The 24,739-nt window shown below is 64.3% G+C and carries 22 protein-coding genes and 1 riboswitch; of the genes, 7 read left to right on the forward strand and 15 right to left on the reverse strand.

What is annotated here, in order from left to right; all coding sequences use genetic code 11:
• Positions 1-317: 317 nt before the first annotated feature.
• The 3 genes from ABID26_RS33540 to ABID26_RS33550 form a co-directional block, all read right to left on the reverse strand.
• Entirely contained in the window at positions 318-1,112 is a 795-nt protein-coding gene (locus ABID26_RS33540) for an amino acid ABC transporter ATP-binding protein (RefSeq protein ID WP_126097476.1), read from the reverse strand.
• Positions 1,109-1,789 (reverse strand): ABC transporter permease subunit, encoded by a 681-nt coding sequence (locus ABID26_RS33545; protein ID WP_126097475.1) that lies wholly within the window; start codon positions 1,787-1,789, stop codon positions 1,109-1,111. Before ABID26_RS33545 ends, ABID26_RS33540 begins: the two co-directional genes overlap by 4 nt.
• A 123-nt stretch (positions 1,790-1,912) precedes the next feature.
• Complete coding sequence (locus ABID26_RS33550) at positions 1,913-2,686, reverse strand: amino acid ABC transporter substrate-binding protein (protein WP_126097474.1); 774 nt, start codon at positions 2,684-2,686, stop codon at positions 1,913-1,915.
• 306 nt (positions 2,687-2,992) lie between these two features.
• On the opposite strand from ABID26_RS33550, the gene ABID26_RS33555 reads away from it, so the two are divergent.
• Together ABID26_RS33555 and ABID26_RS33560 are read left to right on the forward strand one after the other, a co-directional pair.
• A complete protein-coding gene (locus tag ABID26_RS33555; protein WP_126097473.1) occupies positions 2,993-3,856 on the forward strand; it encodes an RNA polymerase factor sigma-32 in 864 nt (287 codons plus the stop codon).
• Positions 3,857-4,023: 167 nt separating this feature from the next.
• Positions 4,024-6,120, forward strand: a complete 2,097-nt coding sequence (locus ABID26_RS33560; protein ID WP_189521427.1) for a caspase family protein — start codon at positions 4,024-4,026, stop codon at positions 6,118-6,120.
• 91 nt (positions 6,121-6,211) lie between these two features.
• On the opposite strand, the gene ABID26_RS33565 is transcribed toward ABID26_RS33560, so the two are convergent.
• From ABID26_RS33565 to thiB, 4 genes are all read right to left on the reverse strand, one after another.
• Complete coding sequence (locus tag ABID26_RS33565; RefSeq protein WP_126102510.1) at positions 6,212-7,681, reverse strand: M48 family metalloprotease; 1,470 nt, start codon at positions 7,679-7,681, stop codon at positions 6,212-6,214.
• Between the two features lie 154 nt (positions 7,682-7,835).
• Positions 7,836-8,624 (reverse strand): thiamine ABC transporter ATP-binding protein, encoded by a 789-nt coding sequence (gene thiQ / locus ABID26_RS33570; RefSeq protein WP_126097472.1) that lies wholly within the window; start codon positions 8,622-8,624, stop codon positions 7,836-7,838.
• Positions 8,621-10,243 (reverse strand): thiamine/thiamine pyrophosphate ABC transporter permease, encoded by a 1,623-nt coding sequence (gene thiP, locus ABID26_RS33575; RefSeq protein ID WP_126097471.1) that lies wholly within the window; start codon positions 10,241-10,243, stop codon positions 8,621-8,623. The genes thiQ and thiP overlap by 4 nt, the downstream gene beginning before the upstream one ends.
• 225 nt (positions 10,244-10,468) lie before the next feature.
• Positions 10,469-11,479 (reverse strand): thiamine ABC transporter substrate binding subunit, encoded by a 1,011-nt coding sequence (thiB, locus tag ABID26_RS33580; protein WP_126097470.1) that lies wholly within the window; start codon positions 11,477-11,479, stop codon positions 10,469-10,471.
• A 43-nt stretch (positions 11,480-11,522) separates the two neighbouring features.
• A riboswitch (TPP riboswitch) is annotated at positions 11,523-11,637 on the reverse strand.
• A gap of 146 nt (positions 11,638-11,783) precedes the next feature.
• Between thiB and ABID26_RS33585 the strand changes: the two genes are divergently transcribed.
• The 4 genes from ABID26_RS33585 (at position 11,784) to ABID26_RS33600 (ending at position 14,867) form a co-directional block, all read left to right on the forward strand.
• Positions 11,784-12,428: a thiamine diphosphokinase gene (locus ABID26_RS33585; protein ID WP_126097469.1), complete on the forward strand. Its 645-nt coding sequence runs from the start codon at positions 11,784-11,786 to the stop codon at positions 12,426-12,428.
• Position 12,429: 1 nt separating this feature from the next.
• A complete protein-coding gene (locus ABID26_RS33590; RefSeq protein ID WP_292304014.1) occupies positions 12,430-14,250 on the forward strand; it encodes an ABC-F family ATP-binding cassette domain-containing protein in 1,821 nt (606 codons plus the stop codon).
• Positions 14,251-14,322: 72 nt separating this feature from the next.
• Entirely contained in the window at positions 14,323-14,565 is a 243-nt protein-coding gene (locus ABID26_RS33595; RefSeq protein ID WP_126097467.1) for a type II toxin-antitoxin system CcdA family antitoxin, read from the forward strand.
• Positions 14,565-14,867 carry a CcdB family protein gene (locus ABID26_RS33600; protein ID WP_126097466.1) on the forward strand — a complete coding sequence of 101 codons (303 nt, stop codon included), beginning with the start codon at positions 14,565-14,567 and terminating at the stop codon, positions 14,865-14,867. Before ABID26_RS33595 ends, ABID26_RS33600 begins: the two co-directional genes overlap by 1 nt.
• A 17-nt stretch (positions 14,868-14,884) precedes the next feature.
• Here ABID26_RS33600 and ABID26_RS33605 read toward each other — a convergent pair whose 3' ends face one another.
• Positions 14,885-16,657, reverse strand: a complete 1,773-nt coding sequence (locus ABID26_RS33605; RefSeq protein WP_126097465.1) for a hypothetical protein — start codon at positions 16,655-16,657, stop codon at positions 14,885-14,887.
• Positions 16,658-16,724: 67 nt separating this feature from the next.
• Positions 16,725-18,023 (reverse strand): adenylosuccinate synthase, encoded by a 1,299-nt coding sequence (locus ABID26_RS33610; RefSeq protein ID WP_126097464.1) that lies wholly within the window; start codon positions 18,021-18,023, stop codon positions 16,725-16,727.
• 307 nt (positions 18,024-18,330) lie between these two features.
• On the opposite strand from ABID26_RS33610, the gene ABID26_RS33615 reads away from it, so the two are divergent.
• The gene (locus ABID26_RS33615) at positions 18,331-19,260 is read left to right on the forward strand and encodes a DMT family transporter (protein ID WP_126097463.1); all 930 of its coding nucleotides are present in this window, start codon (positions 18,331-18,333) and stop codon (positions 19,258-19,260) included.
• Here ABID26_RS33615 and ABID26_RS33620 read toward each other — a convergent pair whose 3' ends face one another.
• From ABID26_RS33620 to ABID26_RS33645, 6 genes are all read right to left on the reverse strand, one after another.
• Positions 19,261-19,455 (reverse strand): type II toxin-antitoxin system HicA family toxin, encoded by a 195-nt coding sequence (locus ABID26_RS33620; protein ID WP_126097462.1) that lies wholly within the window; start codon positions 19,453-19,455, stop codon positions 19,261-19,263.
• Between the two features lie 102 nt (positions 19,456-19,557).
• The gene (locus ABID26_RS33625) at positions 19,558-19,770 is read right to left on the reverse strand and encodes a DUF1902 domain-containing protein (RefSeq protein WP_126097461.1); all 213 of its coding nucleotides are present in this window, start codon (positions 19,768-19,770) and stop codon (positions 19,558-19,560) included.
• 93 nt (positions 19,771-19,863) lie between these two features.
• Positions 19,864-21,465: a phosphoglycerate dehydrogenase gene (gene serA / locus ABID26_RS33630; protein ID WP_126097460.1), complete on the reverse strand. Its 1,602-nt coding sequence runs from the start codon at positions 21,463-21,465 to the stop codon at positions 19,864-19,866.
• A 66-nt stretch (positions 21,466-21,531) separates the two neighbouring features.
• Positions 21,532-22,707, reverse strand: a complete 1,176-nt coding sequence (locus tag ABID26_RS33635) for a phosphoserine transaminase (RefSeq protein WP_126097459.1) — start codon at positions 22,705-22,707, stop codon at positions 21,532-21,534.
• A gap of 194 nt (positions 22,708-22,901) precedes the next feature.
• The gene (locus tag ABID26_RS33640; protein ID WP_292302590.1) at positions 22,902-23,663 is read right to left on the reverse strand and encodes an outer membrane protein; all 762 of its coding nucleotides are present in this window, start codon (positions 23,661-23,663) and stop codon (positions 22,902-22,904) included.
• Positions 23,664-23,865: 202 nt separating this feature from the next.
• Positions 23,866-24,708 carry an outer membrane protein gene (locus ABID26_RS33645; protein WP_126097457.1) on the reverse strand — a complete coding sequence of 281 codons (843 nt, stop codon included), beginning with the start codon at positions 24,706-24,708 and terminating at the stop codon, positions 23,866-23,868.
• Positions 24,709-24,739 lie beyond the last annotated feature (31 nt).

Genomic DNA, 24,739 nt, shown 5'->3' on the forward strand with positions numbered 1-24,739 from the left:
ATAGCTATCGACAACCGAGCGCTTGAAACGCGCACTGTGTTTGGACATGCAAAACCCCCGAAGGTTGTGTCCAACTTTCGGGGGTCAGTTCACGAGCCGGGTTTTTTCGTTGCGAGCAACGTTGGCAAAGTCAGCGCTGCTCCTCATCCGCCTGCCGGCACCTTCTCCCCGTATAGTGACGGGGAGAAGGAAGACGGCCGTGGCCTCGGCAATCATTCTGCACGTCGACAGTTGGCGAAATCATTCATGACGGCGTCTTTCTCCCCGTCACTATACGGGGAGAAATGCCCGGCAGGGCAATGAGGGGCAGCGCAGGCCTACGAAGAAATCGTACCTGATCCCTCTCTGCCGCCTTCCCTTTGCGCCTCCTCCTGCCGCAGCGAGGCGATGAAGCGCTTGGTCCGCTCGCGCTCCGGATTGTCGAACACGACCGAAGCCGGGCCCTTTTCGACAATCGAGCCGGCATCGAGGAACACCACTTCCTGCGCGATCTTGGAAGCAAGCCGCAGATCATGCGTGGCCATCACCATGGTGGTGCCTTCGCGGGCCAGTTGCCCCAGCACGTCGACCACTTCCTGCGCCAGTTCCGGATCGAGCGCCGAGGTCGGCTCGTCGCAAAGCAGCACGCGCGGCGACGGCGCCAGCGCCCGGGCGATCGCCACCCGCTGCTGCTGGCCGCCCGACAATGTCGCCGGCCAGGCATCGGCCTTGTGCGCCATGCCGACCTTTTCGAGCAGCGCCATCGCCCGCTCGCGCGCCCTTGTCTCGGACCACTTCAGCACCGTGATCAGTCCTTCCATGACATTCTCGATCGCGGTCCGGTGCGGAAAAAGCTGGAAATTCTGGAACACCATGCCGGTCTGCAGGCGCACGCGCTGCACATCCGCCGCCGGCACCTTGCCGCCCGGCCGGAACGCAAGCGTCTCGTCGCCGATGCGCAAGATGCCGGAGGTCGGGATCTCCAACAGGTTGATGCAGCGCAAAAGCGTGCTTTTCCCGCCGCCCGAGGGGCCGACCAGCGCCGTCACGCTGCCCTCGTCGATGCTGACGGTGACGCCCTTCAGGACAAGGTTGTCGCCAAAACGCTTCTCGATGTCGGTGAGGCCGATCATGCGTTGGCCTCCAGGAACCCGCCATAGCGGTTGAGCCGCACCTCCAGCCGCGCCTGCAGCGCCGACAGCACCGAGCTCATCGCCAGGTAGAGCGCGGCCGCCTCGACATAGAGGATCAGCGGCTCGTACGTGGTGGCGACGACGCGCTGCGCTGCCTGGAACATCTCGGGCACCGTTATTGCCGCCGCGAGCGAGGTGTCCTTGACCAGCGAGATGAAGGTGTTGGAAAGCGGCGGCACCGCGACCCGGCCCGCTTGCGGCAGAATGGTGCGCCGCATCGCCTGGCTCCAGGTCATGCCGATCGAGTAGGACGCCTCCCACTGCCCCTTCGGCACCGAGCCGATGACGGCGCGGATGATCTCCGACGTGTAGGCGCCGATGTTGAGCGTGAAGCCGATCAGCGCGGCGGGAAAGGCATCGAGCAGGATGCCGACCGACGGCAGGCCGTAGAAGATCAGGAAGAGCTGGACCAAGAGCGGCGTGCCGCGAAAAATCCAGACATAGAAGCGGACGAGCGCAACCAGAGGCTTGGGGCCGAACAGCCGGACCAGCGCCGTGACCAGCCCGGCGATGAGCCCAAGCGCGAAGGACAGCAGCGTCAGCGGCACGGTGAAGATCAGCGCCGCCCACAGCAGCGTCGGCAGCGACTCCATCATCAGTTGCAACCAGTGCGGCACGGAGCCCTTCTCCTTTCCGGATGCTGCGACCACCTCCGGCCGGCAATGCCCGAAGAATATCATGCAAAAACCGGCGGGCCGTCAAAGACGACCCGCCGGAACTCAAAAGGAAATACGTATGGTTTACTGCGAGACGTCCTGGCCGAAATAGGTGTCCGCGATCTTCTTGTAAGTGCCGTCGGCCTTGATGTCGGCCAGCGCCTTGTTGATCGCGGCGACCAGTTCCGGATCGCCCTTGCGCACGATGACGCCGGAATAGTCGGCGTTCTCTTCCTGCGCGGCGATCTTCACATTGGCGTCCGGCTTGTGCTTCTTGAAGTCGAGGAAGGATAGGCTGTCGTTGATGGTGGCGTCGGCGCGGCCGGTGAGCAGCAGCTGGATCGACTGGTCGAAGCCGTCGGTGCCGACCAGCTCGGCGCCGTTGGTTTCGGCGAGCTTGCCGAAATTGGACGTCAGCGACTGCGCCGACTTCTTGCCCTTGAGATCGGCGAAGGTCTTGATGTCGCTGTTGTCGGCGCGCACGATCAGCACGGCCTTGGAAGCGATGTAGGGGTCGGAGAAATCATACTTGGCCTTGCGGGCATCGGTGATGCCGACCTCGTTGATGACGGCGTCGTAGCGATTGGCGTCGAGACCGGCGATCAGACCGTCCCACTTGCCTTCGAGGAACTGGACCTTGACGCCGAGCTTCTCGGCGATCGCCTTGGCGATCTCGACGTCGAAGCCGACCAGCGCGCCGGATTCGTCATGATAGGTGAAGGGCGCGTAGGTGCCTTCCGTGCCGACCTTGATGACGCCTGCCTGCTTGATCTGGTCCAGATTGGCGCCGGCATGGCCGGCGGTAACCGCCAGAACCTGCAGGGTTCCGGCGACGAGAAGCGATTTGAGCCATTTCATTTTTCTGTGATCCCGTTTTGACCGGTGCCCCGGCGCATTGTGAGAGCCGCAAACTGGCAGATAGATGTCCACGAAATAAGGAACCAGATTTCAAAAATTGGCTCAGCCAGAAATCCGATCCTCAAAATCCATGCAAATCGCGGCAGGCGAACATGCCGGGCCGATAACAAAACCATGCCCGCGCATCGGGCGTGCGCCTCCGCCGCAACGGAACCATCCATGCGCCTGACACGTTGCAGGCTGTTGTAGGGCGCGGCAGCGTCTTTTCAACCTTCATCAGCGTAACGACCGCCAAGAGGAGCCGGCATGATCGAGGACGTGGCAGGACGGACACTGGTCCGGGCGGCGATGAAGGCTCCCTATCTCGAGCGCGAGGAGGAGCATCTCCTGGCGATACGCTGGAAGGAAAAGAACGACCAGGACGCGCTGCACCTGATCACCGTCGCCCATATGCGCCTGGTGATTTCCATGGCGTCGAAATTCCGCCACTACGGCCTGCCGCTCGGCGACCTGATCCAGGAAGGCCATGTCGGCCTGCTGGAGGCTGCGGCCCGCTTCGAGCCTGCCCGCGAGGTGCGCTTCTCGACCTACGCCACCTGGTGGATCCGCGCCTCGATGCAGGACTACATCCTGCGCAACTGGTCGATCGTGCGCGGCGGCACGAGTTCGGCGCAAAAGGCGCTGTTCTTCAATCTGAGGCGGTTGCGCGCGCGCCTCGCCAATGGCGCCGAGCCGATCTCCAACGCCTCGCTCTACCGCGAGGTCTCGGCCGCGCTCGGCGTGCCGGAGGCCGACGTGGCGATGATGGATTCGCGTCTTTCGGCTCCCGACAGCTCACTCAACACCCCTTTAGCCGACGAGAACGGCGCCGCCGAGCGGATGGATTTCCTGGTCTCGGAGGATCCGCTTCCCGACGAGGTGGTCGGCGAAACGATCGACATCGAGCGTCGCGCGGTCTGGCTGAAAAGCGCGCTTGGCGCGCTCAACGCCCGCGAGCTTCGGATCATCGAGGAACGGCGGCTGAGCGATGACGGCGCCACCCTGGAATCGCTCGGCGAGGCGCTCGGCATCTCCAAGGAACGCGTCCGCCAGATCGAAGCGCGCGCCATGGAAAAGCTGCGGGCGGCGCTGGTCAAGCAGAACCCTGAATTCCTTGCGGAAGCAGCCTAAGCAACAACTTGAAGTTGCTAGCGTGAATATTTATTAAATAAACATATCTCGCCATCGCAGCAGCCTTTCTTCTTTTCCATATCGGCGTATTGTGAATTCTTTAACAGACCCGCGTGCCGCAATTGGTCTTTGTGAGCCAATAGACCATAGCGGATGGGGGATTTGCCATGCTGCGATGCTACGCGTTCCTTGCAGCCTTGATCCTCGTGGGCCTCACGGCGTTCGAAGCGCATGCGGATCGCAGGGTTGCCTTTGTGATCGGCAATTCCGAATACCGAGAAATCCCGGCGCTTAAGAACCCGGACAAGGATGCTCAGGACGTGGCGAACACGTTCCGGCTGGCCGGCTTCGACGTGTTCGTCGCCAAGGATCTCACCAAGCTTCAGTTCGAGGCGCAGTTCCGAAACTATCTCGCCGCGGCGGACGGCGCCGATCTCGCCGTCGTCTATTATTCGGGCCACGGCTTTCAGATCGGCGGCGAGAATTTCCTGATCCCGGTCGATGCGTCGCTGAAGGCCGCGGCCGATATCGAGGTCCAGGCGATCAAGCTCGACGACGTGCTGCAGCAACTGCGCTCGAAGTCGAAGATCCAGGTGATCATCCTCGACGCTTGCCGCAACAATCCGTTTCCGCGCAAGGACTATTGGCTGCGCGACCAGCTGATCGTCGCCGGCGGCGCCGGCCTGGCGCAGGTGAAGAGCTCGCTGAACACGCTGATTGCCTTCGCCACCGAGCCCGGCGCTGTCGCCTATGACGGTACCGGCGACCTCAGCCCGTTCTCATCCGCCTTCTCCCGCCGCGCTCTGGCGCCGAACCAGGAGATACGCACGGTGATGGCGGCCGTGCGCCGCGACGTGGTCAAGGCCACCAACGGCAGGCAGGTTCCGTGGGAGAACTCCTCGCTGATCGACGACGTGGTGCTGGTGCGCAGCGCAAGCCAACCGGCACCGGAGACAGTCCAGCCGTCGGGCGTCGCACCTGTCGCGCTGAACCTGCCCAGCGGTGCCGCCGAGGCGATCGAAAGCCGCGACATCGGCATTCCTGTCGGCGTCGGTCCGGTTTCGTTGAAGCTGGACTTCCCGACCAGGGATCCCGCGGTCAGCCTCAAGCTCGCGAGTTATCCGGCAACCGGAACGCTGTCCCTGCCGGATCGCGCGCTGCCGCCTCAATCGAGCCTGACGGCCGATGAAGTCGACGATTTGCGCTACGAGCCGCAGATCGGCTCGGCAACTCCTGTCGAGGTTGGCTTCGAAATCCGCGCCGGCAACGCGTCCAGGTCGGCGACGATGAAGCTGTCGCCAAGCCTCAACCCCTGCGACCAGGCCGCGGGCGCACAGCTCGACCTGCAGGGCGTCGTCCCCGGCAGGTTGCCGAACGAGATCGGCGGCGCGGCTGTCGAGGCCTGCGAGGCGGCTGTGAAGGCTTACCCCGATGTCGCCCGCTTCCACTACGAACTCGGGCGGGCGCTGCTGGCGGCCGGCAAGGTCGACGAGGCCAGGAAGGCCATCCAGGATGCTGCCGACAAGGGACATGTCCGCGCCGTCTTCGAGCTCGGCTACATTGCCTCGTCCGGAATAGGGACGGCCGTAGATCCAGTGAAAGCGAGCGGCTTCTATTCGCAAGCTTCCGACAAGGGAGACCCCTACGCCATGGCCGCGTGGGGACGCGCCTTGTTCAATGGTCTCGGCGTCCAGCGCGATACCGACAAGGGGCTGGACCTGCTGCTCAAGGCGGCGGCGATGGGGCATGTCAATGCCATGAACGATCTCGCGCTGATCTTCCAGGAAGGCCGCAATGGCGTGCCCGCCGATCCGGCCCGCGCCCTGGCTTTTCTCAAAGCCGGCATCAAGCGGCAAGACGTATATTCGATGAGCATTCTCGGTCTTCCCGCGCGCAGCGAGTTAACGGTTGCGGTGTGCAAGCCCAAGATCGTGCGAAAAACAGTCACGAAGATAAAGGTGGTCCGCATACCCACGCCAAAGGCCGTCGAGACACCGGTCAAGCCAAGACAGAAAGATACTGGTCCGGCGTCCTGGCGCGGCAATGGCGGTGATCGTCCCGAGCCCCGCGGCGGCAGCGGCGGCGGATCCGACAGTGGCAGCACCGACGGCGGCACCGAAGGCGGCACCACCGGCGGCACCGAAGGCGGCACCACCGGCGGCACTGAGGGCGGCACGACCGGCGGCACTGACGGGAGCACCACCGGCGGCACTGACAGCGGTACCAGCGGCGGCTTCGACACCGTCAGCGGCGATGGGCTCTGACGACGGCGGCAGCGACGGCATGCCCGGACCGACCGAATAGACGGCGTCGAGCCAAATCCTGGCGGAGCCGCATGAACGCGGACGCCGGCCCCTACTTGTCGGTGACGATCTTTACTTTGTCGCCGGCCGACACGGTCGCGCCGGGCGACATTGCATTCAGCACGCGGAACAGGTCGAGCTTGCGGTCGACGCCGACCATCTGCGCGGCAAGCGTGCCCATGGTCTGGCCGGCCTGGACGGTCACCACCCGGATATGCAGCGGCTTCAGCGCCGCCTTCTCGGTTGCGCTCAGCGTGCGGAAGGAACCGCTGACCGAGCGCGCGACCGGCTCCAGCGCGGTGCTGGCCGAAGGGGCGGCGGTCAGAAGCCGGTAGACCTGCGCGCCGGCCCGGATGACCGCGATATCGAACTGCCAGCCTTGCGCGCTGGCATGCGCCATCGCGGCTTCGTTGCCGTTGACCGTTTCCTGGCGCACGCTTGAGTCTTCCAGTCCGGCGACCCAGCCGCTGCGGATGTAATCGGCCAGCGCCACCGACTTGTCGATCGCCACGCCGTCGAAGCGGATGGCGATGTCGCCAGGTCCGGTCGCGGTCACCGCGGCCGCCGAATTGTCGATGACGAAGCTTTCCGGCACCGAGAACGAGACGCCGAGGCCGGGATGCATGAAGGTCTGGCCGCGCACATAGCCCTCTTCCGGCGTGTCGCCGTAGAGCAGGCCGTCTATGCCGGCGAGGAAGGCATCGCGGTCGCGCGTGCCGACGCCCGGCGCCCCGAAGTTGCGGGCAAGCCGCTGCGCCAGTTCGATGCGCTGCGGCGTGTTGGGGTGCGTGGCCAGGAAGTCGAGGCTGGCATCGGTGGCGCCGCTCACCGAGCGGAAATCGGTATAGGCCGACATCGACTGCAGGAAGCGGCCGGCGGCATACGGATCGTACCCTGCCTCGCCGATCGACTTGATGCCGATGGCGTCGGCCTGCAGTTCCTGGTTGCGCGAGAACTGCGCGAGCTTCAGCTTGCCGCGGATGAGTGCTGCCTTGGCGGTCGGGCTGTCGCCGAGCACGTCGGAGACCACCTTGGTCGCCAGACCTTCCTCGGCCTCGAGCTGCTGCCGCTGCAGGCCATGATTCGCGGTGACGTGGCCCATCTCATGCGCGATGACGGCGGCGAGCTCGGAGGAATCATTGGCCAGCGCGAGCAGCCCGCGCGTGACATAGAGATAACCGCCCGGCAGCGCGAAGGCGTTGACGTTGGGCGAATTGAGGATGGTGATGCGATAGGTCTGCGTCGGATTGGCCGACACCACCGTCAGGTTGCCGACGACCTTGGCCACCATGCGCTCGAGCTTCGGATCGGAATATTCGCCGCCATAGGTTGCCAGGATGCGCGGGTGCTGCGCCTTCGCCATGTCGGCGAGCTTGGCATTGGCGACGACATTGTCGACCGTGATCGGCCTGTCGGAGGGCTGGAAGCCGGATTCCTGGACATCCGGCGGCGTGAACATCTGGCAGCTCGCCAGCGCCACGGCAAAGCTGGCCAACGCGAAAAATCGCGTCAGCGGCTTCATCCACACTTTCTCCGCGCCGGTCGGCAGATCGGCTTCCTTTCGAAACTCTTTCGGCAAATCGCGGCCCACCCGGACCAGCATGGCCGGACCTAGCCACACTCCCCCGGACAAGGCAAGCAAACGCCGGATCACCCGTTGCCGGTTTGGCCGTAAATTATGTCCGCTTCCGGGCAATGTGTTGTGATCCGGCAACGCTGCCGCCTCGATCACCGATATAGCGCCGGAAGGCGTCCGGTCCAGAGCGGTCGAAGAAGTCGGCGGCCGGCCCCGTTGCCGCGACCCTGCCCTCGTCCACAAACACGATCTCCTGGCCGATGCGGCGCGCATCCTCCGGCTGGTGGGTGACGAAGAGTGCAGTCATGTGCCGTTCGGCGTGGATGTCGGCGACCAGATCCAGCATGTCGTCGCGCAGCGCCGGACCGAGCGAGGCAAAAGGCTCGTCGAGCAGAAGCACAGGCCTGTCGCGTAAGAGCACCCTCGCCAGCGCGACGCGCTGCCGCTCGCCGCCGGAAAGCTCGCGCGGCAGCCGTTTCTCTTTGCCGGCAAGGCCGACGCGCGTCAGCGCTTCCGCGACCGCGTGGCGGTCGGCGGAGGTGAGCTTGAGCGATGGCGAGCGGCCGAGCCCGACATTGCCCTCCACAGAGAGATGGGCGAACAGATTGTTTTCCTGGAACACCATCGACATCGGGCGCGCCGAAGGCGGCGCATTGCCGACATCGATCCCACCGATCAGCACTTTGCCCGCGCTTGGCTTTTCAAAGCCGGCGACCAGATTGAGCAGCGTCGATTTTCCGGAACCGCTCGGTCCCATGATGGCGGTGATCCTGCCGGCGGCGAATTCGGCATCGAAGCGGAACGATGCCTCGCCATAGCTGAACCAAACGTCCTCCAGCCTGACGGCCAGCCCGGCCCCCGCCACAATGCCGTTGTTGGTCGTCGTCATGCCTTTGCTTCCCGCCCCAGCCAATCGGCGGCGACCACCAGCATCAGGCAGACGAGGCCGAGCAGCAAGGCCAGCCCCGCGGCGTCGGCGGTCCGGTAGCTGCCCATGCGCGCGAGCAGAAGATAGGGCAAGGTCTGCACCGCATCGCTGCCGAACAGCGCGATCACGCCGAGATCGCCGAGCGACAGCGCCATGGCGAAGGCGAAGCCGGTGGCCAAGGGCCGCCTGAGCGACGGCCAGTCGACCAGGCGCAGCCGATTCCAGCCGGAAATGCCGAGCGCTACGCAGAGCCGCTCATGGCGCTCGCTTGCCGCATCGTAGGCCGGACGAACGGCGCGGATGGCGAAAGGCATCGCCATCACCGCATTGACGGCGACGACCATGACGGGCGCGATGGCGAAGACATCCGTGACGCCGCGCAGCGCCAGGAACCAGCCGGCGCCGACCACGATCGGCGGCACGACGAGCACGAAACCGGCGCCGGTGTCGGTGGCATGCTCGAGCAGCGACATGGCGCTGCCCGCGCGACGGCGCAAGGCCAGCGCGCGCCGCGCCGCGATGAGCGAGAGCGATAGCGTCACCGAAAGCAGCGCCGAGACGAAAGAGAGACCGGCGCTGGTGAGCGTCGCCAGGCGCACGGCGTCCTCGCCAGCCAGCCGGCCGAGATCCGCATCCAGCCCGGCGAGTACGGTCGCCGCCATCGGCCCGGCGACGAACAGCAGGGCAAGCGCGATCAGGCCGGCGTTCAGAACGGCCTCGACCTTGCCGGTTGCAAGATAGCGGCGCGGCGCCACCGGCAGATTGGCGTCGCCGACCGTGTTGGCGCCGAGCCGCATCAGCACGGCGACGACAACGACGGTCAGGCCGATCTGCAGCAGCGTCAGCACCACCGCCCGGGCCGGATCGAAATCGAAGCGCAGCGCCTGGTAGATGGCGACCTCCAGCGTCGTCGCCGACGGCCCGCCGCCGAGCGTCAGCACGATGGTGAAGGACGTGATGCAGAGCATGAACACCAGTCCGGCGACGCCCGGCAATGCCGCGCGCAGCGCCGGCCATTCGATCAGCCGCAACGCCGGCCGGGCGCCCATGCCGAGCTGGCTCGCCAGCCGCCACTGGTCGGTGGGCACGGTAGCCAACGATTCCAGGAACAGGCGCGTGGCCAAAGGCAGGTTGAAGAAGACATGCGCGATAAGGATACCGGACAGGCCGTAGATGCCGGGCCATTCCCCGCCGCCGAATTTACCGAGGACGCCGGCGAAATAACCGGCGCGGCCATAGAGCGCCAGCACGCCGAGCGCCGCGACGATCGCCGGCAGCGCCAGCGGGACGGTGAAGAGCTGCAGGATCAGCCGACGCCCGGGAAAGGTCGGGTGCCTGGACAGGGCGCGCGCGACCAGCATCGCCGGCGCGACCGACAACAGCGTCGACAGCAGCGCCTGCCACAGCGTGAAGCGGGCGACGCGCAAGAGATAGCCGTCGAAGGCAGCGAGAGCGCCGGACGGGTCGTGCACGCCTTCGACAGCGAGACCGGCGAAGGCGCCGCCGATGAGCAAGGCGATTACCGCGAGGGCAACGATGCCGGCGGTGACGCGGAAGTCAGAGCGCGGCGCGGACTGCACGCTGCACCACTTGGGTTTGAGCTAGCGAACGCTGAGTTCCTTCGCGCCCCCCTCTGTCCTGCCGGACATCTCCCCCTCCAGGGGGGAGATTGGAAGCTCGAGCGCCCCGCTCAGTCCTGCAACGTTTGAGATTGGCGAAGGTCGAGGTGACAGCCAATCTCCCCCCTTGAGGGGGAGATGTCCGGCAGGACAGAGGGGGGTGGCTTGGCGCAACCATCGAAAACTTTACTTGCTCATCGCCGCCAGCCACTCATCCACCCAGGCCTTGCGGTTGGCCGCGACCTCTTCGGGGCTGAAAAGCAGGGTCTTGGTCGGCTTCACCAGTCTGTCGAAGGCCGGGTTGAGCGGCTTGTCGGTCTTGCCGGCCGGGAACATCCAGTTGGTTTCCGGGATGACGTCCTGGAATTTCGGCCCGGTCATGAAAGCGATGAACTTTTCCGCCAGTGGGTTCTTCGCGCCGGTCGTGGTGATGCCGGCAACCTCGATCTGCAGGTATTCGCCCTCCTCGAAGGAAGCCGCCTGGTAGCGCTCGGTCTTTTCGGCGACCATATGGTAGGCCGGCGAGGTGGTGTAGGACAGCACCATCGGCGCTTCGCCCTTGGTGAACAGGCCATAGGCTTCGCTCCAGCCAGGCGTCACCGTGAGCACCTTTGACTTGAGCTTGGCCCAGGCTTCCGGCGTCCTGTCGCCGTAGACCGACTTCACCCAGAGCAGCAGGCCAAGGCCCGGCGTCGAGGTGCGCGGATCCTGGATGACGATCTTGTCGGCGGCGCTGCCCTCGACCAGTTCCTTCAAGCTCTTCGGCGGGCTCTTCAGCTTCTGGGTATCGTAGACGACGGCGAAATAGCCGTAGTCGAAGGGCACGAAGGTGTCGTCCTTCCAGCCGCCGGGCACGTTTATGTCAGCGACCGCGCCATGCGGCGCGAACAAACCGGTCGCCTTGGCGTCCGCCGTCAGGTTGGTGTCGAGCCCGAGCACGACGTCGGCCTTGGTGCCGGCGCCTTCCAGCTTGACGCGGTTGAGCAGCGCCACGCCGTCGGCGACCGAGACGAATTCGAGATCGCAGCCGCATTCGGCTTCGAATTCCTTCTTCACCGCGGGCCCCGGACCCCAGTCGGCGGTGAAGCTTTCATAGGTGTAGACGGTGAGCTTGTCCTTCGCCTCGGCAGGCCCGACGCCCGCCAAAAGCGAAACCAGGCCCGTTGCGAGAATAAGCTGGGACAATAGTGAGCGCATCGGCGCCTCCGTCGTTCGCGTGACAAGGAATTGAGGCGCCGGATGGTCCGAAACGTCTAATCCCTCCGCCGGTACAAACCGGATCAGGTTCAGCGGGTTGGCATTGTCGCCTCTCAGCCGGTTCGCAAAGTCAGCGTCCGGCACCCCGTTAGAGCACTGCGAGACATAGGCCCGGCCGAAGCGGCGCGCAAGCGGAAGTTGCCGGGCATCCAGTTGCATCGCCGCTAACTCCGGAACGCTGCTCCGTTGCGTTTGGATGCGCCCGGCTTCCGTTTCGCGGGCAGGGCTGGTAAGGGCGACGCCCATGGGCACATTCACCATCCTGCTTGGCGGCGAACTCGTCCGCACGCCTCGACTCGAGCGCCAGATCGAAGGCTCTCGCGTCATCGCCGCCGACGCCGGCATCGGCCATGCGCACATGCTCGGCCTCGTGCCGGAGCTCTGGGTCGGCGATTTCGACTCGGTGCCGGCGAACCTGCCGGATGATCTCGCCGCCGTCCCGCGTAAAATCTTTCCGGCCGAAAAGGACATGACCGATGGCGAGCTCGCCATCGCCGAGGCGCTTGCGCGCGGCGCCACCAGCCTGGTGCTGGCCGGCGCCTTTGGCGGTAAGCGCGCCGACCATGCCTTCCTGCATCAGGCTCTCAGCGTGCGGCTGGCCGAGGCGGGCACGACGGTGCTGCTGACCAGCGGCGCGCAGGAAGGCGTGCCCGTCCTGCCGGGCAAAGCCAGTTTCGACTACGCCGACGGCACGCTGTTCTCGGTGCTCGGCTTCTCCGACCTCGCCGGCCTGACGGTCACCGGCGCCAAATGGCCGCTCGACCGTGTCGAGGTGGCGTTCGGCTCCTCGCTCACTATATCAAACGAGGTCAAAGGGCAGCTTGGCATCGCGCTGGAGCGCGGCCGGGCGCTGCTGCTCGCCCACCCCTATCCTCTTCCCGAAAGCTGACATGGCGCCGCCACTCCTCAATCTCGACGGCATTAAACTGACCTTCGGCGGCACGCCGCTGCTCGACGGCGCGGCGCTGAGCGCCTCCGCCGGCGAGAAGATCGCGCTGGTCGGCCGCAACGGTTCCGGCAAGTCGACGCTGCTCAAGATCGCCGCCGGGCTGATCGAGCCGCAGGACGGCGAGGTCTTTCGCCAGCCTTCGGCCACGGTTCGCTACCTGCCGCAGATGCCCGACATGGATGGCTTCGCCAGCGTGCGCGCTTATGTGGAGGCCGGCCTTGGGCCGGCCGACGACCCGCATCGCGCCACCTATCTGATGGACCATCTCGGCCTCAGCGGCGAGGAACGGCCGAACGACCTTTCCGGCGGCGAGGCAAGACGCGCCGCGCTTGCCCGGGTGATGGCGCCGGAACCCGACATCCTGCTGTTGGACGAGCCGACCAACCATCTCGACCTGTCGGTCATCGAATGGCTGGAAGAGGAGCTCGCCCGCACCTCATCCGCCGTGATCCTGATCTCGCACGACCGCCGCTTTCTCGAGCGCGTCTCGCGTGCCACAGTCTGGCTCGACCGCGGCCAGACGCGGCGGCTGGACAAGGGATTTGCGCATTTCGAGGAATGGCGCGACCAGGTGCTGGAAGAGGAAGAGCGCGAGCAGCACAAGCTCGGCCGCCAGATCGTGCGCGAGGAGCATTGGCTGCGCTATGGCGTGACCGCCAGGCGCAAGCGCAACATGCGCCGCCTCGGCGAGCTGCAGGCCATGCGCCAGCGCTTCCGCAGTCATCGCGGCGCCGAAGGCACGGCCACCATGCTGGCGAGCGACGCCGCCGAATCCGGCAAGCTGGTGATCGAGGCCAAGAACATCGAGAAGAGTTTCGGCGGCCTTACCGTCGTCAAAGGCTTTTCGACCCGCATCCAGCGTGGCGATCGCGTCGGCCTGGTCGGGCCGAACGGCGCCGGCAAGACGACGCTGTTGAAGATGCTGACCGGCGAGCTGGCCCCGGATGCAGGCTCGGTGCGGCTCGGCGTCAATCTGGAGATCGCCACGCTCGACCAGAAGCGCGAGGCCGTCGACCCGCAGGAGACGCTGGCGCATTATCTGACCGACGGACGCGGCGAGAACCTTCTGGTCAACGGCGAGCAGCGCCACGTCGTCTCCTATATGAAGGATTTCCTGTTCAAGCCGGAGCAGGCGCGCACGCCGGTGCGCGAGCTTTCGGGCGGTGAACGCGCGCGTCTTCTGCTGGCCCGCGTGCTGGCGCGGCCGGCGAACCTGCTTGTGCTCGACGAGCCCACCAACGACCTCGACATGGAGACGCTGGAACTGCTGCAGGAGCTGGTCGCCGGCTTTGCCGGAACGGTCATCCTGGTCAGCCACGACCGCGACTTCCTCGACCGCACGGTCACCAGCGTGATCGCCCCCGACCGCGGCGGCCGCTGGATCGAATATGCCGGCGGCTATTCCGATATGCTGGCGCAGCGCGGCGGCTCCAGGCTGGAGGACCGCAGGGCAAGGCCCAAGGTCGAAACCGCCGACGCAAGCGCCGCGCCGAAGGCCGAACAGGCCGCCCCGAAAGGCGCGGCGAAGAAGCTTTCGTTCAAGCAGAAATTCGCGCTGGAATCCCTGCCGAAGAAGATCGAGGCGGTGACGGCCTCGATCTCGCGGCTGGAGAACAATATCGCCGATCCGTCCTTCTACGAGCGCGACCCGGTCTCGTTCCAGAAGACCATCGCCGCGCTGGACAAGGAGCGCACCACACTGGCGGCACTTGAGGAAGAGTGGCTGGAACTGGAGATGCTGCGGGAAGAGATGGAGGGCTGAGGCCGAGCAATGCCCGCTCGTTGCCGCAATAAGGAAATGCGCATATAGTATACGCATATTGCGGAGACCATCATGCGCAAGATAGCCGCAAATGCGGTCCGTCAACCGGCAAATCTGTCGATCGATTCACAGCTCATGAAGGAGGCAAAGGGGCTTAACGTGAATGTCTCTCGTGCCGCCGAAGCCGGCATCGCCGAAGCCGTGGCCGTTGAGAAAACGCGGCTTTGGAAGCTTGAAAACCGCGCCACGATGGACTCCTGGAATGACTATGTCGAAAAGCATGGCATTCCGCTCAAAGAACATCGGCAGTTCTGATGGCGCGCTATGACGTCTTCGCCGCCGGCGGCATAGAAGGCGGCTACCTTCTCGACGTTCAGTCCGATCTCCTCGACAACTTCAAGACACGAGTGGTCGTTCCGCTTCTGCCGCTCGCGTCAGCCCCGCCGCCAATGCGGAAGCTGCACCCCGTCTTCGAAATCAATGGGCGAAAGCTGGTCATGGCCACCCATCTGATCGCCACGGTGGCCGCGACAGAGCTCGCGGAGAACAGAACCAATCTCGCCAACCATCACGACGAGATCGTCGCCGCACTCGACATGCTGTTTCAAGGATTTTAAGCCGGCGAAAACCGCTCTTATCCAGACGTCTTCGCCGCCCAAGCCTTCAGCGCCTCGTCAAAAACCTTCTCGCCGGGGATGCCCTTTTCCATGGTGAGCAGGGCGCGCCGTCCGGTCTTGTAGACCACCGGAACGTCGATCCAGTCCTGTCCCCTGAGCAGCGTCAGGTTGGCGTCCTCGTCGGCCTTGGTGTCGTTGAGCGCGACGAGGAAGAAGCCGTCGGCGATCTTGGCCGGAATGCCGATCAGCGGACTGCCGGCGTCCTGTTCGGAACTCTTCATGGCGATGCGCAGGATGTTGTCGACGCCGCCGCCATCAAACCCTTCCGGCGTCAGGAAGATCATCTCGATGATGTGGCTCGCCGGCAGGGTCTGGTCCGTGTTGCGCCGGATCGTCATGCGGAGCTGGATGTCCTTGCCGGGAATGGTTGCCTCGGCGCGGATCGCCGGCTCCGGCGGCAGGTCGCCGCCCGGCGATTCCTGCACCAGCGACCAGACGATGCTGCCGGGCTCCGCCGTGCCCTGCTGCGTGCTGGTGCGCTCCTCATAGAAGATCGCCTTCTGGCCGACCGGCACGGTCGCTTGCGCCGTCGCAGGTGCCGGCGCTGCGCCAGCGGGGGGTGGCGTTGCGCCGGCGGCAGGCGGTGTGGTCCCCGCTGCAGGGGGTGTGGTCCCGGCGGCCGGCGCAGGCGGATTGGCGGCAGCACCGGAAGGCGGCGTTCCCGCGGTAGGCGGTGTCGCGGCCGGCGTTTGCGCAGCCGGTGGCGTGCCGGCAGGGGCCGGCGGAGTAGTCGTCGCCGGCGCGGCCGGCGGCGGTGTGGTCAGCGCGGCGACGGATTCGCCCTCGCCGATGGTGCTCTGCCCACCGGCCGGACCGGGATCGGTCTCCTTGCCCTCAGGCGTCAGGCGCTGGGTGAATTTCGCTGTCTCGGCTGGCTCATTGGCAGCCGTCGCGTTGTTGCCCGCGGCGGGCGGCGCGGCTGCCGTCTCGGTGGCCGGTTTTGCTGGAGCGGGCTTGACCAGAGGCTCGGTCGAGACCGTCTTGCTGCCACCGCCTTTCAAGCCGAGCATCGAGCTGAACGCATCCTTGTTCAGCCAGATGCCGTAACCGCCCCCGCCCAGCACCAGCAACGCGACAACGGTCGCGATCAACCCGCCATAGCTGCGCTTGCGTGGCGGCGGCCGCAGCCGCTGGAAAGTGTCTGCCGCCGGCTGCTCGTCATTGGCGAAGACATCGCCGTCCTCCGGCTCGGCGGCGTCCGTGCCGGGCAGGCCGACATCGTCCTCGCGCGGCGAAGGCATCGGCGGTGGCGCCGAAGGCACTTTGTGCCAGCCGCCGGGCTCCGTCTTCGTTGCCCCTTGCCAGCTCGGTTCCGTCTTTGATGCGCTTTGCCAGTTCGGTTCCGTCTGCACCGGCGCCGGCGCCGGCTTGAACGGCTCAGGCTTGGCAGGTTCGGGCTTCGCCATCGGCGGCTGCCGGACATGGCTCGGCTGGTTCTTGTTGCGGTCGATCGACGAGAAGATGTGCTCCAGCTCCGCCAGTGGATCTTCCGCCGGGACGGGCTTGGGCGCCGGAGCTGGCTTGGTGTACTCCCGCTCGACGCTGGAAATCGCGTCTTCCAGCGAGCGTTTCTGTTTGCTGACGATATCGGGCGCCAACGGCGGAGAATACTCCGCGAGCTTCTTCACCAGTGCCGTACGAACGTTCTCGTAGATCCGCTTGCGAAGCTCGGACGAGGGCTCGCCGTGCTTCTCAAGCTGCTTTTTCAGAACACTAACGAAATCTGCCATGCGTCAGTTGACCTGCATTCTTTCCCCGGCGCACAAATCAGCTGTTACGCCGGGAAGGGCTGTGAAACTAGTCTTGAAACGGATCGGTCACAAGTATCGTGTCGTCCCGCTCCGGGCTGGTGGAAAGCAGCGCAACCGGGGCGCCGATCAGCTCCTCGATGTAGCGGACATATTTGACCGCTTGCGCCGGCAGATCGTTCCAGCTCCTGGCGCCGGCCGTCGTCCCCTTCCAGCCTTCGAGCGTCTCATAGACCGGCTCGACGCGCGCCTGGGCGCCCTGGCTGGCCGGCAGATAGTCGATCATTTCGCCATCGAGGCGATAGCCGGTGCAGACCTTGATCTCGTCCAGCCCGTCGAGCACATCGAGCTTGGTGAGCGCGATGCCCTTGATGCCGTTGACGGCGACGGCCTGGCGCACCAGCACCGCATCGAACCAGCCGCAGCGGCGCTTGCGGCCGGTGACGACGCCGAATTCGTGGCCGCGCGTGCCGAGGAACTCGCCGATCTCGTTCTGCTGTTCGGTCGGGAACGGGCCTTCGCCGACGCGCGTCGTATAGGCCTTGGTGATGCCGAGCACATAGCCGATCGCGCCTGGGCCGGTGCCGGAGCCGGCGGCCGCCTGTCCCGCCACCGTGTTGGACGAGGTGACGAAGGGATAGGTGCCATGGTCGATATCGAGCAGCGTGCCCTGCGCGCCTTCGAACAGGATGCGCTCGCCGGCGCGCCTTTTGTCGTCGAGCACCTTCCAGACGCGGTCCATGTAAGGCAGGATCTCGCCGGCCACCGAGGTCAGCTCCTGCATGATCGCCTCATGCGTCGCCTCGGCATGGCCAAGCCCACGGCGCAGCGCATTGTGGTGCGTGAGCAACCTGTCGACCTTCAGGGGAAGCGTTTCCAAATCCGCCAAATCCATTACCCGGACGGCGCGCCGGCCCACCTTGTCCTCGTAGGCGGGGCCGATGCCGCGGCGGGTCGTGCCAATCTTGGTTCCGGAATTCGAGGCGGCGTCTTCGCGGAATCCGTCCAGCTCCCGGTGCAGCGACAGGATAAGCGCGGTGTTTTCGGCTATTTTCAGGCTTTCGGGCGTCACGTCCACGCCCTGTTCCTTGAGCTTCTTGACTTCCGCGACGAAGGCATGCGGATCGAAGACGACGCCGTTGCCGATGATCGACAGCTTGCCCTGCCTGACCACGCCGGACGGCAGCAGCGACAGCTTGTAGACCTTGCCGTCGACGACCAGCGTATGACCGGCATTGTGGCCGCCTTGGAAGCGCACGACCACGTCGGCGCGTTCCGACAGCCAGTCGACGATCTTGCCCTTGCCTTCGTCGCCCCATTGCGAGCCGACGACCACCACATTGGCCATGTTCTTTTCCCTTGAGATGCCGCCTTGGCGGCTTGAAACGACAGGCCTCTATAGACTCATGTGCCGGCCGATGCGACCCTTTCTTTGCCGCCGAAAACCCGAAACCGAAGGTCGGCGAACGCAAAAAAGTGGGAACCGGTTTTCGGAAGAGATCATGCTCCAACCTAGTGTTGGATCAGGATGACTCAACAAATCGTCATCCTGATCCAGGCACAACAAATTCTGGCTTTCGCATCATTTACTTGGCCTTGCGGCCGCAATAGGCCGGCTTCGATCTTCGAACGCAGCTTCCGAGCCGGATTGAGCAATGCATCGAGCCGCCTATCTGTTCCTTCTCTCCACCACGCTGCTATGGGGCGGCAATTCCGTGGCCGGCAAGCTTGCCGTCGATCACGTGTCGCCGATGACGCTGGTCTTCCTGCGCTGGGTATTGGCGGTGCTGATCCTGCTGCCCGTCGGCTGGCGGGCGTTTCGCGAGGACTGGCCCGAATTGCGCCGGCATTGGCTGCTGCTCGCCGGCCTCGGCGCTTGCGGCTTCACGATCTTCAACGTCATCTTCTACACGGCGCTGAACTACACGACCGCCATCAACGTCTCGATCGAGCAGGCCGCCATACCGATCGTCATCATCCTTGCCAATTTCGTGCTGTTCCGCCTGCATGTGCAGCGGCTGCAGATCGTCGGCGTCGCGCTGACCACCGTCGGCGTCGCCCTCACCGCGAGCCACGGCGATCTCGGCCAGTTGCTGAAGCTCGAGCTTAATTTCGGCGACGCCATCATGCTGGTCGCGGTTGTCTGCTACAGCCTCTATTCGGTGGGGCTGCGTCTGAAGCCGGCCATTCGCTGGCAAAGCCTCATGCTGGCCTTGTCTTTCGCCGCGCTTTTGACCTCGGTGCCCTTCTTCGTCTGGGAAGTGGCGGCAGGCCGCGTCATCGTCCCGGACGCGCGCGGATGGGCGGTCGCATTTTACACCGCGCTCGGCGCCAGCGTCGTCTCGCAGATTTTCTATATCAGGGGCAATGAACTGATCGGGGCCAACCGCGCCGGGCTGTTCATCAATCTGGTGCCGATCTTCGGCACGCTGCTTTCGGTGCTGATCGTCGGCGAGCAGTTTGAGCTCTATCAAGGTCTTGCGCTTGTGCTCGTGCTCGGAGGCATCGCCCTCGCCGAATACAGCGGCAGAAAGGTGGCCGTCACGGCTCACGTCACGGGGAGCTGTCGGTCACACCACGTTTAATCAGAATGCCTTCGGGAGACCTGCCTGTTTCAGAATGGCATTTGCTGTGTGACGGGACTTGATGGCGTGATCCACGGTGACCTTGCGCCCGGAAATCGGATTGGTCCAAATTTCATGGTCGCCTTTACCCGAACGGAGAAACTGCCAACCGGCTTGCGACAAGAGCTTTTTCGTTAACGGGGCGAAATTATTCACCGCAGACAACTCGATATTTGAAAATGATTCCGCTCACTTTAAGCGGAAATTAATAAAAAATTCTTAAAAATCTATTAAATCGCAACTAACAGAGGTTAATACCTAGGCGGCGACTGTTTGGTGACTCCGCGCAATCAGCTCGATCTCGAACGGCCCTTCGTGGTCGCCGCCGAGCAGGTCAGGAACTAAAACCGCCAGTTTGTCCTGAAGCAGTTCTATCGTATCGGCTTCTGTTGCGAGCCCGATCTTTTCCCGGGACGACGCGACCCAAACCTTCGCGTCATCATCCCAGAATGCGTCGACCACGATCTTCATAGCGAACTCCTCGGTTGCGCCATATTAACGTATCAGGTCATAAACAAAAAGGCGCGGAACGGCCGCGCCTTTGCATGCCCTTTTGGGCCCGGATCACACACCGCCGACGTCGAAGTGCAGCGGCTTGGCCGAGTCGATCGACTGGTGCGCCCGCAGTTGATCCAGCACCTTCTCCGGGAACGGCGCGTCGAGATAGAGCAGTGCGATCGCATCGCCGCCCGGCCGGTTGCGGCCGAGCTGGAAGTTGGCGATGTTGACGCCGTTCTCGCCGCAGACGGTGCCGAGCAGGCCGATGATGCCGGGCGCGTCCGCGTTGGTGGTGTAGAGCATATGCTGGCCGACCTCGGCGTCGAGGTTGATGCCCTTGATCTGGATGAAGCGCGGCTTGTGGTCGGAAAAGCAGGTGCCGGCGATCGAGCGCGTCCTGTGCTCGGTCTTGACGGTCAGCTTGATGTAACCGTCGAAGACGCCCGATTTGTCACGCTTGACCTCGGCGACGATGATGCCGCGCTCCTTCACCATGATCGGCGCCGACACCATGTTGACGTCGGAGACCTGCGGCCGGATCAGGCCGGCAAGGGTGGCGCTCACCAGCGCGCGCGTGTTCATCGTCGCGGTCGAGCCGTCGAACAGGATCTCGACCTCCTTGATCGGATCCTCGGTGACCTGGCCGACAAAGGCGCCGAGCACTTCGGCGAGCTTGACGAAGGGTTTCAGCCGCGGCGCTTCCTCGGCGGTGATCGAAGGCATGTTGATGGCGTTGGAGACGGCGCCCTTGATCAGGTAGTCCGACATCTGCTCGGCGACCTGCAGGGCGACATTCTCCTGCGCCTCGGTGGTCGAGGCGCCGAGATGCGGGGTTGCCACGACATTCTCCATGCCGAACAGCGCGTTGTTCTCCGCCGGCTCGACCTCGAACACGTCGATGCCGGCGCCGGCCACCTTGCCGCTCTTCAGCGCCGCGACCAGGTCGGCCTCGACGACCAGCCCGCCGCGCGCGCAGTTGATGATGCGCACGCCGTCCTTCATCTTGGCGATCGCAGTCGCGTCGATGATGTTGCGCGTCTTGTCGGTCAGTGGCGTGTGCAAGGTGATGAAATCGGCACGAGCGAAGAGCTCGTCGATTTCCACTTTCTCGACGCCGAGCTCCTCCGCCCGGCTGTCCGACAGGAACGGATCGAAAGCCACGACATGCATCTTCAGGCCGACGCCGCGCGTCGCGACGATCGAGCCGATATTGCCGCAGCCGACGACACCCAGCGTCTTGCCGGTGATCTCGATACCCATGAAGCGGTTCTTCTCCCACTTCCCGGCATGCGTCGAGGCGTTGGCCTCCGGGATCTGGCGGGCCAGTGCGAAGATCATCGCGACGGCGTGCTCTGCCGTGGTGATCGAATTGCCGAAGGGCGTGTTCATCACGATGATGCCCCTGCGGCTGGCTGCCGGGATGTCGACATTGTCGACGCCGATGCCGGCGCGGCCGACGACCTTCAGCCTGGTGGCGGCGTTGATCAGCTTCTCGGTGACCTTGGTCGCCGAGCGGATGGCGAGGCCGTCATACTGGCCGATCACTTCGGCGAGCTTTTCCTTGTCCTTTCCGAGATCGGGCAGGTAGTCGACCTCGATGCCGCGATCCTTGAAGATCTGCACGGCGGTGGTTGAAAGTTTATCCGAAACGAGAACGCGGGGCGCCATGGCGGCCTCCTTGAAGGGAATTGAGTGTATTGGGAAATGGTGGCGGCCCGCGGGCCGCCACGGATTTCAGGCCGCTGCTTTCAGCGACGCCTTCTGCGCGGCGCAGGCCCAGTCGAGCCAGGGCAGCAGCGCTTCGAGATCGGAAGTCTCGACGGTGGCGCCGCACCAGATGCGCAGGCCGGGCGGCGCGTCGCGATAGGAGCCGATGTCGTAGGCGACGCCTTCCTTGTCGAGCGCCGCGACGATGCCCTTGGCGAACGCCGCCTGACCGTCGGCGTCGAGCGCCGCGACATCGGTATCGGTGAAGGACAGGCACACGGAAGTGTTCGAGCGTGTCGCCGGATCGGCGGCCAGATGGCCGAGCCATGGTGAATTGTCCACGAACCGGTCCAGCACCGCGGCGTTGGCGTCGGCGCGGGCGATCAGCGCCTCCAGGCCGCCGATCGATTTCGCCCACTGAAGCGCATCGAGATAGTCCTCGACGCACAGCATCGACGGCGTGTTGATGGTCTCGCCCTTGAAGATGCCCTCGATCAGCTTGCCGCCCGAGGTCAGGCGGAAGATCTTCGGCAGCGGCCAGGCCGGCTTGTAGGTTTCCAGCCGCTCGACGGCGCGTGGGCTGAGGATCAGCATGCCATGCGCGCCTTCGCCGCCCAGCACCTTCTGCCATGAGAAGGTCACGACATCGAGTTTTTCGAAGTCGAGCCTTTGCGCGAACGCCGCCGAGGTGGCGTCGCAGATGGTCAGGCCGCGGCGCGCGGCCGGAATGAAATCGCCGTTCGGCACGCGCACGCCGGAGGTCGTGCCGTTCCAGGTGAAGACCACATCGCGGTCGAAATCGATCTTGGTGAGATCCGGCAGTTCGCCGTAACCGGCCTCGAACCTGCGTATGTCGGCGAGCTTGAGCTGCTTGACGACATCGGTCACCCAGCCGGAGCCAAAGCTTTCCCAGGCGACCATGTCGACGCCGCGCTCGCCAAGCAGCGACCACAGCGCCATCTCGACCGCGCCGGTGTCGGACGCCGGCACGATGCCGATGCGGTAGTCGGCGGGAACCTTGAGGATCTCGCGCGTGAGCTCGATCGCCTGCTCGAGCTTCGCCTTGCCGATCTTGGCGCGATGGGAACGTCCGAGCGCGGCGGCTTTCAGCGCCTCGGCCGACCAGCCGGGGCGTTTTGCGCAGGGACCTGAGGAGAAATTGGGATTTGCCGGACGGAATCCAGGCTTGGTAAGCGTCGTCATCGTGGTCTATCCTTCCAGATAGTGGCCCCTCGTTGGGGAGGGGTGGCCCACGGACGGCGATATGCTTTCAGCCTTCCGGCGTCAAGAGCAAAGTTTTTGTCGCTGGCGGGATACTGGCTTCAATCTGCGCTTCGGCTCAAACGAGAACGACGGATCTCCCGGGATCCGCCGTCGGCATCTCCTGCTTGTGCCGCTCACCAGAGATCGTAGCGCAAGCCGAGCTTGACCTGGTGATTGCTGATGCCTTTGTGGACCGGGAACGAATTCAGGCTCGCGGCGGTGACGTATTCCGCATCGGGGGCGGAAAAATACTGGTAGCCCAGGTCGATCAGCACATTCTTCGAGACCTGGTAGGCAACACCCGCATTCAATGTATAGGCCAGCGAATATTTCGCCTTGGAGCTACGCTCGACAAAATCGTCGGTGTCGTCGCCATTGGCGGTAAAATAGCTCGCCGAGAGCTCGTATTTGCTTCGGACGATGCCGACGCCTGCGCCAACGTAAGGCGTGAAGCCGACATAGGTGCCGAGATCGACATAGCCGTTGAGCATGCCCGAGATCGCATGGTTCTTGAGGCTTCCGGATGCCACGGTCGGCTCTGCCGCGGTCGCCGTGTCATCATAGCTGAAGCTGAACTTGTTGCCGGGCAGATAACCGAGGTTGAGATCGGCGCGGAGATAATCGTTGAAATGATATCCGAAACCGATGCTTGCGAAATACGCGTCCTCGCTCTCGCTTTGACTGGCAGGCGTGAAGCTGAAGTCCTGGTCCCTGAAGCTCTTTTCCACCAGATAGGAAACATCGCCGCGCAGGTACCAGCCTGAGCCCACCTCGACCGGCTGATAGTCAGGGGCCTGGTCGACATAGATCGGCGGATCGTAGTCGGCCGCGAGCGCTGGCGTCAGCGGCAAAAGGGTTGCGGCAAGCGCTGACGCGATACGCGATTTGAGTGTCATGGTCCCCGGCTCCCGAAATTGGCGCCAGCCGCGAACGCGAGCGCCGTTTCAAGGAGCCATTGTTAACCATAGTGGTTAAGTGCCGGTTAAGGATAACGGATGGTTACCGAATTGATTTCGATGCGATTTTACCAGCCGCGCAAAAACGAAAACCGCCCGGCTGGCGCCGGGCGGTTCGCAAATCTCGGGATCGCAAGGGCGATTACTTGGTATAGATCGGCTCCGGCTCGGGCACATAGGGTTCCGGCGGCGGGGCGCAATCGGACCTGCCGAATTGATAGCGCAGACCGCCGCGCACTTCATGCACGTTGATGCCGCGGTCATACCCCGGGCCGACATTGCTATCCGAAGCATATTCGAACATCTTGCCGCCATTGATGTGGCTGTAACGGTAGCCGACATCGAGCTTGACGCGATCGGTCAGGCAGTAGGAGGCACCGGCCATAAGAGCATAGGCGAAGCGCCAGCCCTTGCCGCCCTGATGGAAGAAATCGCCGTCGTCGTCGCTGTTGTGCAGCGTGTCCCACTTGACCCATGCGCCGCCGATGCCAGCGCCGACATAAGGCGTGACACCATGCCAGGTGCCGATGTCGACATAGGCGTTGGCCAAAAGCAGCAGCGCCGAATAGGACGAGGTGTCGGTCGATACGCAGGGTACGCCGCCGCCGCAGAAGCCGACCGTTGAACCCCGGAAGTTGGACTTGCCCATCCAGTCTGCGGTTAGGTCGGTGCGGAAATACTGATTGACCTGATAACCGATACCGGCACCGGCGGAGAAGGCGCCTTTCAGCTTGCCGCTGGCGAAGCTACCCTGGGTCTGGGGTGCCGCGCCGTAAGTGATGTAGTCGCCACCGCGGAAGCGCGACCAGTGATAGTCGATATCGCCGCGGATATACCAGCCGCCGAAGTCGACCGGCTGCGCCTCCACGACCGGCGGCGGAGCTTCCTCGACCGGTGGTGGTTCCGCAATATCCGCGGCGAACGCCGGTCCGGCCAAGCCCGCGAACAGCGCGGCAAACAATGCCATTCTTGCTGTATTGAACATGCTGTCACCCCTAAGAAGCCTCGGGACGACA

This window comes from Mesorhizobium shonense, from assembly GCF_040545255.1.
GTDB classification, from domain to species: domain Bacteria; phylum Pseudomonadota; class Alphaproteobacteria; order Rhizobiales; family Rhizobiaceae; genus Mesorhizobium; species Mesorhizobium shonense.